The sequence below is a fragment of the Bradyrhizobium manausense genome, from assembly GCF_018131105.1.
GTDB lineage: Bacteria > Pseudomonadota > Alphaproteobacteria > Rhizobiales > Xanthobacteraceae > Bradyrhizobium > Bradyrhizobium manausense_B.
Window position 1 is genome coordinate 240435 of sequence record NZ_JAFCJI010000003.1, and the last position, 16391, is coordinate 256825.

A 16391-nucleotide genomic window follows, 5' to 3' on the forward strand; every position below is an offset into this window, starting at 1 on the left:
GCCTTGTACACAGGCCATAGCAACGGCACGTCTGCCCAACGATTTTGCCCGGGATGGATGCCATGAATATCCCGTCACGGCCCGTATCTCCTTCCGAACCGGTGCCCACCGAGGGCGTCGTCGCGGCCGGCGCCTATGTCGACGGGCGGCGCGTCGCCAATATCGCCATCAGCGCGGCCTCGAGCTGGCGGGCCAAGCCCGGCCACGTGGTCTGGATCGGGCTGCACGAGCCCGACATGGCACTGCTAGGCGCGGTGCAGAAGCAGTTCGACCTGCACGACCTCGCCATCGAGGACGCCAACCACGCCCATCAGCGGCCGAAGATCGAGCAATATGGCGAAGCCCTGTTCATCGTGGCGCGCACGGCGCAATTGACCGAAGGCCGGATCGCCTTTGGCGAAACGCATATCTTCGTCGGCGAAGGTTATCTCGTGACGGTGCGCCACGGCGCCTCGACATCCTACACCACGGTGCGCGAGCGCTGCGAAAGCTGCCCGCGGGCGCTCGCCCGCGGTGAGGACTACATCCTCTATGCGATCCTCGATTTCATCGTCGACAACTACTCTCCAGTGCTCGAGAGCATTCACGAGGAAATCGAAGAGATCGAAGATTACGTGCTGTCGAACGTGATCACCAAGGCACAGATCGAACGCCTCTACATGCTGCGCCGCGACCTCTTGCGGCTGCGCAACGCGATCGGCCCCCTGGTCGAAGTCTGCCGCCGGCTGGAACATGACGAGCTGTCGATGGTCCGGCCGACCATGCAGCCGCTGTTCCGTGACGTCACCGATCACGTCCGCAACATCCAGGAGCGCATCGATTCCATGCGCGAGGTGCTGGCGTTCGCGTTCGAGGCGAGCCTGCTGGTTGGCCAGGCGCAGGAAACGGCGGTATCGAAGAAGCTCGCCTCAGGGCTTGCGATCCTCGCGGTGCCGACCGCCGTGGCCGGCATTTATGGGATGAACTTCAAATACATCCCCGAGCTGCAATGGGAGTACAGCTACTTCGTCGTCATGGGGCTGATGGCGCTCGCCTGCGCCGGCCTGTATTGGCGCTTCCGCCGCGTCGGATGGCTGTGAAGCGAGAGCGCCTGGCCGCCAATATCGCGACCAGGACTGCTCGGCAGACTTAGACGATCTCGACGCGATAGTTCTCGATCACGGTGTTGGCGAGCAGCTTGTCCGCGGCGTCCTTCAGCGCGGCTTCGGCCTTGGCCTTGTCGGCGCCGGCGATCTCGATGTCGAACACCTTGCCCTGCCGCACGCTGGCGACGCCGTCGACGCCGAGCGACTTCAGCGCGCCTTCGATGGCCTTGCCCTGAGGATCAAGAATACCCGTCTTCAGGGTAACGGTCACACGTGCCTTCACGTCATAATCCTCTTCAGCTCTTCACCAGCACGGGACCCGTGCCCTGCGGACGCTCGTTCTCCATGAGGATGCCGAGGCGCTTGGCGACTTCGGTGTAGGCCTCGAGCAGGCCACCGAGGTCCCTGCGGAAACGGTCCTTGTCGAGCTTCTCGTTCGACTTGATGTCCCACAGACGGCAGCTGTCCGGCGAGATCTCGTCGGCGACGATAATGCGCATCATCTCGTTCTCGAACAGCCGGCCGCACTCCATCTTGAAGTCGACGAGGCGGATGCCGATGCCGAGGAAAAGGCCGGTCAGGAAGTCGTTGACGCGGATGGCGAGCGCCATGATGTCGTCGATCTCCTGCGGCGTGGCCCAGCCGAAGGCGGTGATGTGCTCTTCCGACACCATGGGGTCGTTGAGCTGGTCGTTCTTGTAATAGAATTCGATGATCGAACGGGGCAGCTGGGTGCCTTCCTCGATGCCGAGGCGCTGCGACAGCGAGCCGGCGGCAACGTTCCGCACCACCACTTCGAGCGGCACGATCTCGACCTCGCGAATCAACTGCTCGCGCATGTTGAGGCGGCGGATGAAGTGGGTCGGCACCCCGATGTCGTTGAGGTGCTGAAACAGGTACTCCGAGATCCGGTTGTTGAGGACACCCTTGCCCTCGATCACCTGATGCTTTTTGGCATTGAACGCGGTGGCGTCATCCTTGAAGTGCTGGATCAGGGTACCGGGCTCGGGACCTTCATACAGAACCTTTGCCTTGCCTTCATAAATGCGACGCCGACGGCTCATTGGGATGTACCGTGTTTTGTTGAAATCCATGTATTTGGTGTGCTCCGGTTACCAGGTTACGACCCACAGCGGAGCTGCCGTGAACGGCTCGGACCCCGTCTGGAACCCAAGGAAACAGAACGGGAACCAAGCCTTCAGGCAACCTATCCGATTGGCTGTCCCAGCACAATCGATCCGGTCCATCCGACGCTGACTTATACCGCCCTTGCCTGCGGCTTTACGGCTCGTTGTTCGGCCGATCATGCCCCTTATCTAGGCATGGGCGGGGGTCCTCGCAACGAGGGCCACCACGTCCAGCGACTGAAGGAATCGGAAGACGCATGAGCGAATTCAACAAGCGCGAAGAAGGCTTTGAGAAGAAGTTTGCCCTCGACGAGGAGCAGAAATTCAGGGCAGAGGCCCGCCGTAACCGGCTGCTGGGGCTGTGGGCGGCCGAAAAGCTCGGAATCACAGGCGACGCCGCCACCGCCTATGCCAAGGAGGTCGTCGCTGCCGATTTCGAGGAGGCCGGCGACGGCGACGTCCTGCGCAAGGTCATGACCGATTTCGCCGCCAAGAACGTGGCTGCCAGCGAGCAGGCGATTCGCGCCAAGATGAGCGAGCTGATCGCGGTCGCGGCCGCCGATGTGAAGGCCGGGACGTAAGCTTAACAGCGGGCAGCGGAAGCCCTGTCCGCCGCCCGCGCTCCCGGGCTTGCAGCCAGCTCCCGGCAATGCCAAATGGGCGGCATGTCCCAGGAAAACCGCCAAGATCACATCTCAAACGTCCTCGCCCAACGCTATGCCTCGCCCGCGATGCGCGCGATCTGGAGCGGTGAAGGCAAGGTTCGCCTCGAACGCGACTACTGGATCGCCGTGCTGAAGGGCCAGCGCGATCTCGGCATCCCGGTGCCCGATGGCGTGATCGAATCGTACGAGCGCGTGAAGGACCAGGTCGACCTGGATTCCATCATGCGGCGCGAGCGCATCACCCGCCATGACGTCAAGGCGCGGATCGAAGAGTTCTGCGATCTGGCCGGTCACGAGCACCTGCACAAGGGTATGACCAGCCGCGACCTCACCGAGAACGTGGAGCAGTTGCAGGTCTACCGCGGGCTCCAGCTCATCGAGACCAAGAGCATCGCCGCGCTCATTCGCTTTGCCAAGCACGCCAAGCAGTTGCGCGACATGCCGTTCACGGCGCGCACGCACAACGTGGCCGCGCAGGTCACGACGCTCGGCAAGCGCATCGCCATGTTCGGCGAGGAGATGCTGGTGTCGCATCAGAGCCTGGTCAACGTGCTCGACACCTATCCCGCGCGCGGCCTGAAGGGCGCGGTCGGCACAAGGCTCGACCAGATCACTCTGTTCAACGGCGATGCCGGCAAGGCACGCGCGCTCGAGCAGCGCATTCTCGTCCATCTCGGCCTGCCCAGGAGTTTTGATGCGGTCGGCCAGGTCTATCCGCGCAGCCTCGACTTCCGCGCCGTCAGCGTGCTCACCGAGCTCGCCAGCGGCCCCGGCAATTTCGCCAAGACGCTGCGCCTGATGGCGGGCCACGAGCTTGCCAGCGAAGGCTTTGCCAAGGGCCAGGTCGGCTCGTCCGCGATGCCGCACAAGATGAACAGCCGCTCCTGCGAGCGCATCAACGGCCTGCATGTCATCTTGAAGGGCTATCTGACGATGGCCGCGGGACTTGCCGGCGATCAGTGGAACGAAGGCGACGTCTCCTGCTCGGTCGTCCGCCGCGTCATGCTGCCCGATGCCTTCCTTGCCATGGACGGCCTGCTCGAGACCCTGCTCTCCGTGCTCGACCAGATGGAAATCTTCGACGCCGTCGTCGCGACCGAGCTGAACCGCTATCTGCCCTTCCTGCTGACCACCACGGTGATGATGGAAGCGGTGAAGAAGGGCTCGGGGCGTGAAGGCGCGCATGAAGCGATCAAGGAGCACGCGGTCGCGGCCATTCGCGACCTGCGCACCGGCAAGATCGCGCAGAACGACCTGCTCAAGCGTCTCGCCGCCGACCAGCGCCTGGGATTGAGCGAAGCCGAACTTGAGCGCGTGCTCGATCACGGCCGCGCCAATTCCGGCGATGCCGGGGCTCAGGTCGACTACTTCGCCGAACAGGTCGATGCGCTCGCCAAGGCGAAGCCCGAAGCGGCCAAGTACACGCCGGGCGCGATACTGTAAGCAAACAGTGAGATGCGAGGAGCGAATGGAAAATTCCATTCGTGCTCGCCACGTGCGCTTGGCGAGGCCTAACGCCTCGCACCGGCGCCCTCGCCTCGCCCCGGCAAAGCGTGGGTAAATCGCCTGATCGCCTCCAGCACCGGCTGTTGATCGCCGGCAAAGAACCAGTGATCGTTGCCATCGAGCTCGACGAACTGCGCGCCCTTGATCCGGCTCGCCACGTCGCGGCCGGCCGCGATGCGCACGGCCTTGTCGTCGCGCCGGTGCAGCACCAGCGTCGGCACGGCGATTTGCGGCAGCAGGTCTCGCACGTCGGCATCGCGAAACGCTTCCAGCACGGCCGAGATGCCGCCGGGGCTGGACGCCGCGCGCAACAGCCCGGCCCACCACGCGCGCGCCTGCGGATCGCCCGCAAGGCTCGGCGCGAAAGCTTCGATCCCGACCGGCCCGCCCCATTGCGCGATGAGATGCTTGCTCCAGGCATCATACTGGCTGGCGCGCAGCGCATGCGGATAGTCCTCCGCCCAGCAGCCTTTTGCCAATGCGCCGAACAGAATGAGCCCGGCGACGCGACCGGGGTCATCGACGGCAAATTTGACGCAGGCCGGCCCGCATTCGGATGCGCCAAACAGCACGACGCGACGCGAACTCGCCGCACGTAGCACGGTGCCGATATCCTCCGCGGTGACGTCGATGCCAGGTGCTGAGCCGACGCGATCGGACAGCCCGATGCCGCGGCGATCGAACACGATGAGCCGCCCGAGCTTCATTAATGATGCCAGGAACGTCCGGCTCGCGGGATGCTCCCAGGCGCGCTCCACATGCGAGACGAAGCCAGGCATGACGAGGATATCGAGCGGACCACTGCCATAGGTCTGATACGCCAGATGCACGCCCGCGCCCTTGACGTAGCGCGTCGTCGGAATGGCCTGCGGTGCGGCGGCGGGGCTCATCAGCGCCTCGGTCTCGGCTTCTGGCGCCACACCGAGCTCATCACGCAGCCGCTGCGTCAGCGCGGCGTGATGCCGTTCCGCGGCGCCGCGATCGCCTGATAGCAGCAGGCTGCGGATCAGATGCCGGCCATAGACTTCGCTGAGCGGATCGAGCTCGACCAGACGCCCCGCATGCGCGGTCGCGGCAGAATGATCACCCGCGGCATTCTTGTCCTGCACGAGACGCTCCAGCGCGTGCACGAGCCGTCCCCGCAGCGCCTCGCGGCGAAAGAATGTCCAATCGTCAAACTCAGGCGAGCCTTCCGGCGAGAAGCCCGCGAGGAAGTCGCCGCGATATGTCTGGCAGGCCACTTCAAACGCACCTCTGTCGCAGGCGCTCTCGAACAGGTGTGCGTCAACCCTCAGTTCAGCAACCGGCGACCAGCGAACACTGGTGCGGTCGGTCTCGAAAACCGGCTCACCGAGCGCGATCTCGACGCGATGAAGCAGGCGCCGCAAGCGCGCAAGTCCGGTCTCGCGGTCAGCCTCGGGCCATAGCTGCGTCGCGAGTACGTCCCGCGCGACGGCGCCCTTGGCCTCGGCGAGATAGACCAGCAGAGCGAGCCCCTTGCGCAAGGCCAGCTTGATTGGGCGGCCGTCGGCATGGATCTCGGGGAACCCGAACGTCCCAAGCGAGAAGGCCGTCACGGATTCGCTCCTGCCCTCGGGGGACGGACAGGGGACGGTCGAGCGGTAGCCAAAGGGCCAGATCGAGCCCCTTCGCCGGCGAGCGATTCAGGCTCCTGCATGCGGCACCGCTCTATCAGGCACGATAGGAAAAACCATGATCTCACGCCTTCTCATCCTGCTCTATGCCCTCGTGAGCTACGCCCTGTTCACGGTCTCGTTTCTCTATGCGCTCGGTTTCGTCGGCAATTATGTCGTACCAAAATCGATCGACGTCGGCAGCCCCGTGAATTGGGGGGAAGCCATCGTCGTCAACCTGCTGCTGATGAGCCTGTTTGCCATCCAGCACAGCGTGATGGCGCGTCCCGGCTTCAAACGATGGTCGGCCAAATTCCTTCCCGCGGCCTGCGAGCGCAGCACCTATGTCCTGCTCTCCAGCCTGATCCTCCTGCTGCTGTTCTGGCAATGGCGTCCGATCCCGACCGTGATCTGGCAGACGGACGGACTTCTGGCCTGGCTGCTGACCTCAGTGCATTGGCTCGGCTGGCTGATCGCGTTCGCCTCGACCCACATGATCGATCATTTCGACCTGTTCGGCGTGCGCCAGGCTGTCGTCGCGTGGCGCGGGGCCGAGATGCCAGGTCAATCTTTCAGGACGCCCCTGCTCTACAAGATCGTGCGGCATCCGCTGATGCTCGGCTTCCTGCTCGCATTCTGGGCGACGCCGGTGATGACATCAGGCCATTTGCTGTTTGCGCTCGCAAACACCGCCTACATCCTGGTCGCGCTGCAATTCGAGGAGCGGGATCTGATCGCCGCATTCGGCACGATCTACCAGGACTACCGCCGGCGCGTTCCCATGCTTCTGCCTCGTGTTTTCGGAGCGCGGCGATGAAAGCTGTTCTGTGCAGTTCGTTCACCGGCCCTGCGGACCTGCGCCTCGGTGAGATCGACGAGCCCAAGCCTGCCGGCGACGAGATCCTCATCGACGTCCATGCGGCCTCCGTGAGCTTCATGGACCGGTTGCTGGTCTCGGGCCTCTACCAGATGCGGCCACCTCTGCCCTTCGTGCCCGGCACGGAAGCCTCCGGTGTCGTCGTCGCGGTTGGCGACAAAGTCACAAAATTCAGCCCTGGCGATCGCGTCGCGTGCAGCAGCTGGACCGGTGGCTACGCCGAACGGATGATCGCCAAGGAATCCAAGAGCGTGCGTCTGCCTGACGGCGTCGCGTTCGAGACGGCTGCGACGGTGCTGCACGTCTACGGCACGGCCGATTATGCGCTGGTCGAGCGCGCACGGGCGCAACGCGGTGAGACCGTGTTCATCACAGGTGCCGCCGGCGGAGTCGGGCTTGCTGCCGTCGACCTCGGCCGCCATCTGGGCCTGCGCGTCATCGCCGGTGTCGGCTCCGACGACAAGGCCGCGCTGGTGCGCAGCTATGGCGCCGGCGAGGTCATCAACTATCGCAGCGGGGATCTGCGCGAGCGGATCAAGTCGGTCACATCAGGCCAGGGCATCGATATCGGATTCGACAATATCGGCGGCGCGATCTTCGAACAGATGGCCCGGCTGATGGCATGGGGTGGACGGCTGATGCCGATCGGCTTCACCGGCGGCGCGATTCCATCGATCCCGATGAACCTGCCGCTGCTCAAGAATTATTCCATCCTCGGTGTCTTCGTCGGCGCCTGGGCGGAACGGTTTTCCGACGAGGCCGCGCGCATGAACGACACGCTGATGCAATTGCTGGCTGACGGAAAAATTCGCCCGCACATCGATCGCATCCTGCCTTTGGAGGCTGCCGCTGACGCCATGCGCGCCGTCGCCAATCGCACCGTTCAGGGAAGAATTGTGCTCAAGATCAGATAGAGTAACCGCAAAAGGTCGTCATGCCCGGGCTTGTCCCGGGCATCCACGTTCTTCCGCGTGCAAGGCGTGGATGGCCGGGACGAGCCCGGCCATGACGCCGTGGAAACTTCTGGAAGGTAACCGTTGACCGAGATCATCATCGACAAGCGCTATTGCGGCCCACCGAACTCCGGCAATGGCGGCTATGTCTGCGGCCGGCTGGCGCAACACATTCCCGGCGGCGCCGAGGTGACGCTGCGCGCACCGCCGCCCCTGGACACGTCGCTCGATGTAGCAGCCACAGACGACGGCAGGTGGGAGCTTCGCGACGGCGCCAAGGTCGTCGCGACGGGGCACGCCGCGAGTATCGAGCTCGTGCGCCTGGAAACTGCCAGCTTCGCGGAAGCATCCGCCGCCGAATTGCTGACGCCCATCAAGCCGCACGAGCATCCGCTGCCGACCTGCTTCGTCTGCGGCCCCGCGAGAGCTGAGGGCGACGGCCTGCGCATCTTCGTCGGACCGCTCGGACGGCATGCGCACACGCCCGTTCTCGCAGCGAGCTGGACACCGAATCAGAGCCTGACAGCCGAGGATGGTTTGATCGCTTCCGAATTTTTATGGTCGGCACTCGACTGCCCCACCGGCTTCGCCTGCAATTGCAACCCGCAAAGCAGCGTCGTCGATCGCACACCGCTCCTGCTGGGCCGAATGTCCGCACGCATCGAGTCCCGCCCGCGCCCCGGAGATCGCTGCGTCATCACCGCCTGGCCCACCGGCCGCGACGGCCGCAAGCGCATGGCCGAAGCCGCCCTGCATGATGAGGGCGGGAAGTTGCTGGCCGTGGCGAAGACGACATGGATTGCAGTCGAGCGCGACGTGCAGCTCGGACGATGAGTGACGGTCTCGTAGTCTACGCGCCCTGCTCCACCATCCCCTGCAGCCGCACCAGTTCGGTCTCGATATCGCGCTCCACATCTACGGCCCGGATCTCCAGCACGCGATAATCGCGCGCCTCCAACCACGATCGCCGCGACGCGCGATCGGCGGCGATGGTCTCGCCCTCGCCCGGATTCACCAGCTCGATTGCGATCCGGTGCGGGAACGAGACGAAGTCCGGGATGTGGCGGCCGACCGGGGTCTGGCGCTTGAACCCACCTGCGAAACGGCGGTCGCGCGTCAGCGCCTGCCAGAGCAGACGCTCGGCGTCGGTCGGGTTGCGGCGCAGCAGGCGCGCCAGGCCGCGTACGGTCGAGCCGCTGTCGGGCACGCCGCCACCCTGTCCGTGCTCGGCGAGCAGCGCGCGCAAGCGCGTGGCCTGCTCGCCGTCGAGCACGCCGCCCTTGGCCGGGCCCTTGCGCCCTTCGGCGATCGCCATCACCACGCCGTGGAGCGTGTGCATGTCCTGCTTGGTCGGCTCCATGCGGCTGAAAATGTTGCGCAGGTTGACCAGCATGGTGTCGCGCTTCTCTGCGGGCCGCAGGAATTCGACCCGGTCGAGCTCGCGGATGAGGTTGTCGAAGAAGGCCTGCATCTGGTGCTGCGAGGCCCGCTCGGAACGCTCGGGCATGCCGTGCGGCAGCGCGCCTGAAGTGGCCCGCTTGAACCATTCATAGCCGACCAGCAGCACGGCCTGGGCGAGGTTGAGCGAGGCGAAGCCCGGATTGACCGGGAAGGTGATGATGCGGTTGGAGAGCCCGACCTCCTCATTGGTGAGCCCCCAGCGCTCGCGCCCGAACAGGATGCCGGCCTTGCCACCCGTGGCGATGTGCCCGGAAATCTCGGCTGCGGCCGCCTCCGGCCCGACCACCGGCTTGGCCTGGTCGTGGGGACGGGCGGTGGTGGCGAACAGCAGGTCGAGATCGGCGACCGCCTGCTCCACCGTGTCGAACAGCTCGACCTTCTCCAGAATGTGGTCGGCGCCAGCGGCGGCCCGCTGTGCCGCGATGTTGGGCCAGCCGTCGCGCGGGTTGACGATGCGCAAGGCGCCAAGGGCAAAATTGCCCATGGCGCGCGCGGCCATGCCGATGTTTTCGCCGAGCTGCGGCTCGACCAGGATCACGATAGGACCGTCGAGCGCGTGCCCTGCCTTGGTCTTGTCAGTCCCCGACATCTCGTTTCGCTTTCACACCGGTTCTCAAGGCCTTGCCAGGGCACTCTTCAGAAATTGATTCAAAGCGGCCGCTGGCCAGCCGCTTTCATCGCCTGTCGTTTGCCTGTCCTGACAGAATTCTCAAGGGGAAATAACGGGTTGGAATCGACTTTTGAATCTCTTCAGAAGGTCGAGGCCCGCCCTGCCGCAGCGCCGCACCCCGCCCCCCATCCGTGGAAGCTGGATGAGCTAAAAGTGCATAATCACTTGGCTTTCGCCCGCTGCTATCAGGTGCTAAGAGGCGGCGGATATTCAAATTGGCGCCGGCGGCGCCGTTCCCAAGAAGGCTCCTCCGATCATGGCAAAAATCAAGGTATCCAATCCCGTCGTCGAACTCGATGGCGACGAGATGACCCGGATCATCTGGCAGTACATCAAGGACAAGCTGATCAATCCCTACCTCGATGTCGAGCTGCTCTATTTCGACCTGGGCATGGAATATCGCGACGAGACCAACGATCAGGTGACGATCGACGCGGCCGAGGCGATCAAGAAGGTCGGCGTCGGCGTCAAGTGCGCTACCATCACCCCCGACGAGGCCCGGGTGAAGGAGTTCAACCTCAAGCAGATGTGGAAGTCGCCGAACGGCACCATCCGGAACATCCTCGGCGGCGTGATCTTCCGCGAGCCGATCATCTGCAAGAACGTGCCGCGCCTGGTTCCCGGCTGGACCAAGCCGATCATCATCGGCCGCCACGCCTATGGCGACCAGTACCGCGCCACGGACATCAAGTTCCCCGGTAAGGGCACGCTGACGATGAAGTTCGTCGGCGAGGACGGCACCGTCATCGAGAAGGAAGTGTTCAAGACCCCGGGCTCCGGCGTCGCGATGCAGATGTACAATCTCGACGACTCCATCATCGATTTCGCCCGTGCTTCGCTGAACTACGGCCTGCTGCGCAACTACCCGGTCTATCTCTCGACCAAGAATACGATCATGAAGATCTATGATGGTCGCTTCAAGGATATCTTCCAGGACGTCTATGAGCGCGAGTTCAAGAAGGAATTCGACGCCAAGGGCCTGACCTACGAGCACCGCCTGATCGACGACATGGTCGCCTCGGCGCTGAAGTGGTCCGGCGGCTATGTCTGGGCGTGCAAGAACTACGACGGCGACGTGCAGTCCGATACGGTCGCGCAGGGCTACGGCTCGCTCGGCCTGATGACCTCGGTGCTGCTCACGCCTGATGGCAAGACGGTCGAAGCCGAAGCCGCCCACGGCACGGTGACCCGCCACTACCGCGAGCACCAGAAGGGCAAGGAGACCTCGACCAACTCGATCGCGTCGATCTTCGCCTGGACCCGTGGCCTGTCGCACCGCGCCAAGCTCGACAACAATCCGCAGCTGGCGAAGTTCGCGAGCACGCTGGAAAAGGTCTGCGTCGACACGGTCGAAGAAGGCTACATGACCAAGGACCTCGCGCTCCTCGTCGGCGCCGACCAGCGCTGGCTGTCGACCACCGGCTTCCTCGACAAGGTCGCGGAGAATCTCACGAAAGCGTTGGCGGCCTAAGCCGTCCGCATTTTCGCCCGACTGGGCCAGACATCATCACGGGCCGCGCCGAAAGCGCGGCCCGTTTTCTTTATGAGAGCCCTTCGCGGAGAGATTCGACCATGTCGACCAAGCTTGCCCTCCCTTGCCTGCTAGTGCTCGCCGCCATGATCGGGCCGGCCTCCGCCGCGGAAACGCTTCCCGAGGCCGTCGCCGCACCAGGCGAGAGCGTCGTGCTCAGCGTCCATGCCGAGGGAGCGCAGGTCTATGAGTGCAAGGCCGGCACTGACGGCAAGCTCGCGTGGGCGTTTCGCGAGCCGATCGCGACGCTGCTCTCAGAAGGCAAGACCGTCGGCCGCCACTATGCCGGCCCGAACTGGGAGCACGCCGACGGCAGCACCGTCGCCGCCAAGGCCGCCGGCAACGCGCCGGGCGCAACGGCTGCCGACATCGCCTGGCTGAGGCTGGAGGTCACCAGCCACCGCAGCAGCGGCGTGCTGACGCCGGTGACGACGGTCCAGCGTATCAATACGCACGGCGGCAAGCTCGACGGCGCCTGCGACAAGGCCGGCGCGTTCAAGAGCGCGCCCTACTCGGCCGAGTATGTGTTCCTGAAGAAGGGCTGAGCCTTAGCGGAACGGCGCGGCGCTTACGCGCCCGCCATCGCTTTTTCGATCGCCGCGAGTGCCTCGGTCGCCTTGGCGCCATCGGGGCCACCAGCCTGCGCCATGTCGGGCCGGCCACCGCCGCCCTTGCCGCCGAGCGCTTCGGAGGCAACGCGGACCAGGTTCACCGCGTTGAAGCGCGCGGTCAGGTCGGCGGTAACGCCGACCACAACGCCGGCCTTGCCGTCCTCGGTGACACCGATGATGGCGACCACCCCCGAACCGATCTGCTTCTTAGCCTCATCGGCCAGGCTCTTGAGATCCTTCATCTCGATGCCTTCGACCGCGCGCGCCATCAGCTTGACGCCGCCGGCCTCGCGCACGCCGGAGGCTGCGCCATCACCGGTGGACGCGCCGCCGCCCATCGCCAGCTTCTTACGGGCGTCCGACAATTCGCGCTCGAGCTTCTTGCGCTCCTCCATCAGCGCGGTGATGCGCGCGGGCACGTCATCGAGAGACGTGCGCAGCTCGTTGGCCGCGGTCTTCGCCAGCGCCATGGTCTCGTTGGCGTGGCGTCGCGCGTAATTGCCGGTCAGCGCCTCGATGCGGCGCACGCCAGAAGCCACCGCGCTTTCGCCGGTCAGCGTGATCAGGCCGATATCGCCGGTGCGCCTGACATGCGTGCCGCCGCAGAGCTCGACCGACCAGCCGAGCGCATTGACGCCGCGCTCGCGTGCGGTCTTGCCCATCGAGACGACGCGGACCTCGTCGCCGTACTTCTCGCCGAACAGCGCACGCGCACCAGCCTCGCGGGCTTCATCGACGCCCATCACGCGGGTCGTGACCTCGTCATTCTCCAGCACCACGTCGTTGGCGATGTCCTCGACGCGGGCAAGCTCTTCCGCCGTGATCGGCTTCGGATGCACGAAATCGAAGCGCAGGCGATCCGGCGCGACCATCGAGCCGCGCTGGGCGATGTGATCACCGAGCACCTGGCGCAACGCTTCATGAATGAGATGCGTCGCCGAGTGATGCGCGCGGATCGACGAGCGCCTGGAATGATCGACCTCGAGCTGCAGCGCAGTGCCGACCTTCAGCTCGCCGCTTTCGACCTTGCCGACATGGACGAAGAAATCGCCGAGCTTCTTCTGCGTATCGGTGACGCGGAACTTGATGCCGCCCTCGCCCGTCAGCACACCGGTGTCGCCGACCTGGCCGCCGGATTCCGCATAGAATGGCGTCTGGTTCAGCAAAAGTGCGCCGGTGTCGCCGGCCTTGAGGCTGGCAACCTCCGCACCGTCCTTCACCAGCGCGGAGACCACGCCTTCGGCGCTCTCGGTCTCGTAGCCCAGAAATTCGGTCGCCCCGAGCTTCTCGCGCAGCGGGAACCAGATCGCCTCGGAGGCCGCCTCGCCGGAGCCCTTCCAGGACTCGCGCGCCTTGGCCTTCTGGCGCTCCATCGCGTCGGTGAACGACGCCTGGTCGACACCGATGCCGCGCGACTTCAGCGCGTCCTGGGTCAGATCCAGCGGGAAGCCGTAGGTATCGTACAGCGTAAAGGCGACGTCGCCGTCGAACATGTCACCCTTTTTCAGGGACGCGCTCTTCTCGTCGAGAATGGCAAGGCCGCGCACCAGCGTCTTGCGGAAGCGGGTCTCTTCGAGACGCAGCGTTTCCTCGATCAGGTTTTCTGCGCGCATCAAATCGGGATAGGCCTGACCCATCTCGCGGACCAGCGCCCAGACCAGCCGATGCATCAGCGGTTCTTTCGCACCCAGCAGCTGCGCATGGCGCATCGCGCGGCGCATGATCCGGCGCAGCACATAGCCGCGGCCTTCGTTCGAAGGCAGCACGCCATCGGCAACGAGGAAAGCCGATGAGCGCAGATGGTCGGCGATGACGCGGAACGAGGCGACGGTCTGCTCGTTCGGTCCGCTGCCGAGCGCTGACGAGGTCGCATCGATCAGATGACGGAACAGATCGGTCTCGAACACGCTGTCGACGCCCTGCATGATGCAGGCCATGCGCTCGAGGCCCATGCCGGTGTCGATCGAGGGACGCGGCAGATCCACGCGCTGCTCTTTCGTCACCTGCTCGTATTGCATGAACACGAGATTCCAGAATTCGAGGAAGCGGTCGCCGTCCTCCTCCGGAGAGCCCGGAGGGCCGCCCCAGATATGATCGCCGCGGTCGATGAAGATCTCCGAGCACGGGCCGCACGGGCCGGTATCACCCATCGCCCAGAAATTGTCGGAGGTCGGGATGCGGATGATGCGGTCGTCGGAGAAGCCGGCGATCTTCTTCCAGAGCCCGTGCGCCTCGTCGTCGGTGTGGTAGACGGTGACGAGCAGCTTGTCCTTGTTCAGCCCGAAGTCCTTCGTGATGAGCTTCCAGGCCAGCTCGATCGCGCGCTCCTTGAAATAGTCGCCGAACGAGAAGTTGCCGAGCATCTCGAAGAAGGTGAGATGGCGCGCGGTGTAGCCGACATTGTCGAGGTCGTTGTGCTTGCCGCCAGCGCGCACGCATTTCTGCGACGTGGTGGCGCGCTGGTAGGGCCGCTTCTCGACGCCGGTGAACACGTTCTTGAACTGCACCATGCCGGCATTGGTGAACATCAACGTGGGGTCGTTGCGCGGCACCAATGGCGAGGACGACACGATCTCGTGGCCGTTCTCGGCAAAGAAGTTCAGAAAGGTCGACCTGATCTCGTTGACGCCGCTCATGTTCATCCAATCGGGTGTGCTTGGACCCGCTTCCGTGTCGTCCAAACCTTGGGATTTGGGCAGATATCTGCGGGCCAAAGCGCTTTTAGACAAGGCCAGCTTCGCTGTCCAGAAACTGTGCAAGGAGATGTGCAGGCAGATCAGAGGGTTGCCGCAGTCGCGTCATCCCCCTTGCAATCCCGTTGAAAGCCGCAAGGCCCGCGTTGACAGGCTTGGCTGGGCTGTGGTCTTTACCCATCTGTATCGTACGGCCACGTCGGGAGAGACCGGCTTTTGGTAGCCGGCGCCGAAGGAGCAACCGCCCCGGAAACTCTCAGGCAAAAGGACCGCGTGGCTTTGACGACATCTGGAAAGAGGCGCCGACGGGCTTAAGGTCCGGACCGCGTCCGCCGACGGGATAATACTCTCAGGCACAGCGACAGATGGGGCTTCGACTGGTTGCTTCCGGGGAATCATCCTCGGGGAACCGCCGAGGGCCCTGTAATGCTTGCGCGTGACGACCAAGAATCCCTGAAACGTACCCCGCTCTACGACCTCCATGTGTCCCTTGGCGGCAAGATGGTGCCGTTCGCGGGCTACGACATGCCCGTGCAGTACCCTGCGGGCGTGCTGAAGGAGCACCTCCAGACCCGTAACGCGGCCGGACTGTTCGACGTCTCCCACATGGGCCAGCTCGCGCTTCGGCCGAAATCCGGCAAGGTCGAGGACGCCGCCCGCGCGCTGGAGCGGCTGGTGCCGCAGGATATCGTGGCGATCGCGCCGGGACGGCAGCGCTACGCCCAGTTCACCAATGCAGATGGCGGCCTGCTCGACGATCTGATGGTCGCCAATTTCGGCGATCACCTGTTCCTGGTCGTCAACGCCGCATGCAAGGACGAGGACGAAGCGCATCTGCGCGCGAATCTTTCGGACGCCTGCGTCATCGATTCGTTGGCCGATCGCGCGCTGATTGCGTTGCAGGGACCGAAGGCCGAAGCCGCACTGACGAAATTGTGTGCGGAAGCGTCCTCCATGAAATTCATGGATGCCGGCCCGCATGGGGTTGCCGGCATCGCCTGTTACGTCTCGCGCTCGGGATACACGGGTGAGGACGGGTTCGAGATTTCCGTTCCCGCTGCGGATGCCGAGCGCCTGGCCAGGGCGCTGCTGGACAATCCTGATGTGATGCCGATCGGTCTCGGCGCCCGCGACAGCCTGCGACTGGAAGCTGGCCTCTGCCTCTACGGCCACGACATCGACACCGCGACCACACCGGTCGAGGCGGCGCTGGAATGGTCGGTGCAGAAGAGCCGCCGCACCGGTGGCGCGCGCGCGGGCGGTTTTCCCGGCGCCGATAAGATCCTCGCTCATTTCGACCACGGCGCATCCCGCCGCCGCGTCGGCCTGCGCGCCGAAGGCCGCGCGCCGGTGCGTGAAGGCGCGCTGCTGTTCGCGAATAGCGAGGGCGGCGAGCCGATCGGAAAGGTCACCTCGGGCGGCTTCGGTCCAAGCCTGAACGCGCCCGTGGCGATGGGCTACGTGCCCACCCCCCTGAGTGCGCTCGACACAAAACTCTTTGCCGAGGTGCGCGGCCAGCGGCTGCCGCTCACCGTCGCCGCCATGCCCTTCGTGAAAAACACCTACAAACGCTGAGGA

At 64.6% G+C, this 16391-nt stretch carries 14 protein-coding genes and 1 riboswitch; of the genes, 9 read left to right on the plus strand and 5 right to left on the minus strand.

The window, feature by feature from the left end:
* Positions 1 to 62: 62 nt before the first annotated feature.
* Positions 63 to 1079, plus strand: coding sequence for a magnesium and cobalt transport protein CorA (locus JQ631_RS27880; RefSeq protein ID WP_212332296.1), 1017 nt, complete (start codon positions 63 to 65; stop codon positions 1077 to 1079).
* A gap of 49 nt (positions 1080 to 1128) precedes the next feature.
* Here JQ631_RS27880 and purS read toward each other — a convergent pair whose 3' ends face one another.
* Both purS and purC read right to left on the minus strand, forming a co-directional pair.
* A complete protein-coding gene (gene purS / locus JQ631_RS27885) occupies positions 1129 to 1368 on the minus strand; it encodes a phosphoribosylformylglycinamidine synthase subunit PurS (RefSeq protein WP_212332306.1) in 240 nt (79 codons plus the stop codon).
* Positions 1369 to 1381: 13 nt separating this feature from the next.
* Complete coding sequence (gene purC, locus JQ631_RS27890) at positions 1382 to 2149, minus strand: phosphoribosylaminoimidazolesuccinocarboxamide synthase (RefSeq protein ID WP_172782948.1); 768 nt, start codon at positions 2147 to 2149, stop codon at positions 1382 to 1384.
* A 320-nt stretch (positions 2150 to 2469) separates the two neighbouring features.
* On the opposite strand from purC, the gene JQ631_RS27895 reads away from it, so the two are divergent.
* Together JQ631_RS27895 and purB are read left to right on the plus strand one after the other, a co-directional pair.
* Positions 2470 to 2793, plus strand: a complete 324-nt coding sequence (locus JQ631_RS27895) for a DUF1476 domain-containing protein (protein WP_212332308.1) — start codon at positions 2470 to 2472, stop codon at positions 2791 to 2793.
* Positions 2794 to 2877: 84 nt separating this feature from the next.
* Complete coding sequence (purB, locus tag JQ631_RS27900; RefSeq protein WP_212332310.1) at positions 2878 to 4320, plus strand: adenylosuccinate lyase; 1443 nt, start codon at positions 2878 to 2880, stop codon at positions 4318 to 4320.
* A gap of 68 nt (positions 4321 to 4388) precedes the next feature.
* Here the strand turns inward: purB and JQ631_RS27905 are convergent, their stop codons facing one another.
* Entirely contained in the window at positions 4389 to 5960 is a 1572-nt protein-coding gene (locus JQ631_RS27905; RefSeq protein ID WP_212332318.1) for a bifunctional AfsR/SARP family transcriptional regulator/alpha/beta hydrolase, read from the minus strand.
* A 136-nt stretch (positions 5961 to 6096) separates the two neighbouring features.
* On the opposite strand from JQ631_RS27905, the gene mddA reads away from it, so the two are divergent.
* The 3 genes from mddA to JQ631_RS27920 all read left to right on the plus strand — a co-directional run bounded on the left by mddA (position 6097) and on the right by JQ631_RS27920 (position 8681).
* A complete protein-coding gene (gene mddA / locus JQ631_RS27910; RefSeq protein WP_212332319.1) occupies positions 6097 to 6834 on the plus strand; it encodes a methanethiol S-methyltransferase in 738 nt (245 codons plus the stop codon).
* A complete protein-coding gene (locus JQ631_RS27915; RefSeq protein WP_212332320.1) occupies positions 6831 to 7808 on the plus strand; it encodes an NADPH:quinone oxidoreductase family protein in 978 nt (325 codons plus the stop codon). The genes mddA and JQ631_RS27915 overlap by 4 nt, the downstream gene beginning before the upstream one ends.
* Positions 7809 to 7931: 123 nt before the next feature.
* On the plus strand, positions 7932 to 8681 hold the full coding sequence (locus tag JQ631_RS27920) for a hotdog family protein (protein WP_212332321.1): 750 nt from the start codon (positions 7932 to 7934) through the stop codon (positions 8679 to 8681).
* A gap of 16 nt (positions 8682 to 8697) precedes the next feature.
* Here JQ631_RS27920 and JQ631_RS27925 read toward each other — a convergent pair whose 3' ends face one another.
* Positions 8698 to 9897: a TrmJ/YjtD family RNA methyltransferase gene (locus JQ631_RS27925; RefSeq protein WP_212332322.1), complete on the minus strand. Its 1200-nt coding sequence runs from the start codon at positions 9895 to 9897 to the stop codon at positions 8698 to 8700.
* Between the two features lie 337 nt (positions 9898 to 10234).
* Here JQ631_RS27925 and JQ631_RS27930 point away from each other — a divergent pair, with 337 nt between their 5' ends.
* Complete coding sequence (locus JQ631_RS27930) at positions 10235 to 11449, plus strand: NADP-dependent isocitrate dehydrogenase (RefSeq protein ID WP_212332323.1); 1215 nt, start codon at positions 10235 to 10237, stop codon at positions 11447 to 11449.
* A gap of 101 nt (positions 11450 to 11550) precedes the next feature.
* Positions 11551 to 12054: a DUF3455 domain-containing protein gene (locus JQ631_RS27935; RefSeq protein WP_212332327.1), complete on the plus strand. Its 504-nt coding sequence runs from the start codon at positions 11551 to 11553 to the stop codon at positions 12052 to 12054.
* A gap of 23 nt (positions 12055 to 12077) precedes the next feature.
* Here JQ631_RS27935 and alaS read toward each other — a convergent pair whose 3' ends face one another.
* The gene (gene alaS, locus JQ631_RS27940) at positions 12078 to 14756 is read right to left on the minus strand and encodes an alanine--tRNA ligase (protein ID WP_212332328.1); all 2679 of its coding nucleotides are present in this window, start codon (positions 14754 to 14756) and stop codon (positions 12078 to 12080) included.
* Between the two features lie 247 nt (positions 14757 to 15003).
* Positions 15004 to 15094, plus strand: a riboswitch (glycine riboswitch).
* 145 nt (positions 15095 to 15239) lie between these two features.
* Here alaS and gcvT point away from each other — a divergent pair.
* Positions 15240 to 16388, plus strand: coding sequence for a glycine cleavage system aminomethyltransferase GcvT (gene gcvT, locus JQ631_RS27945; protein ID WP_212332329.1), 1149 nt, complete (start codon positions 15240 to 15242; stop codon positions 16386 to 16388).
* The last annotated feature ends 3 nt before the right edge of the window (positions 16389 to 16391 follow it).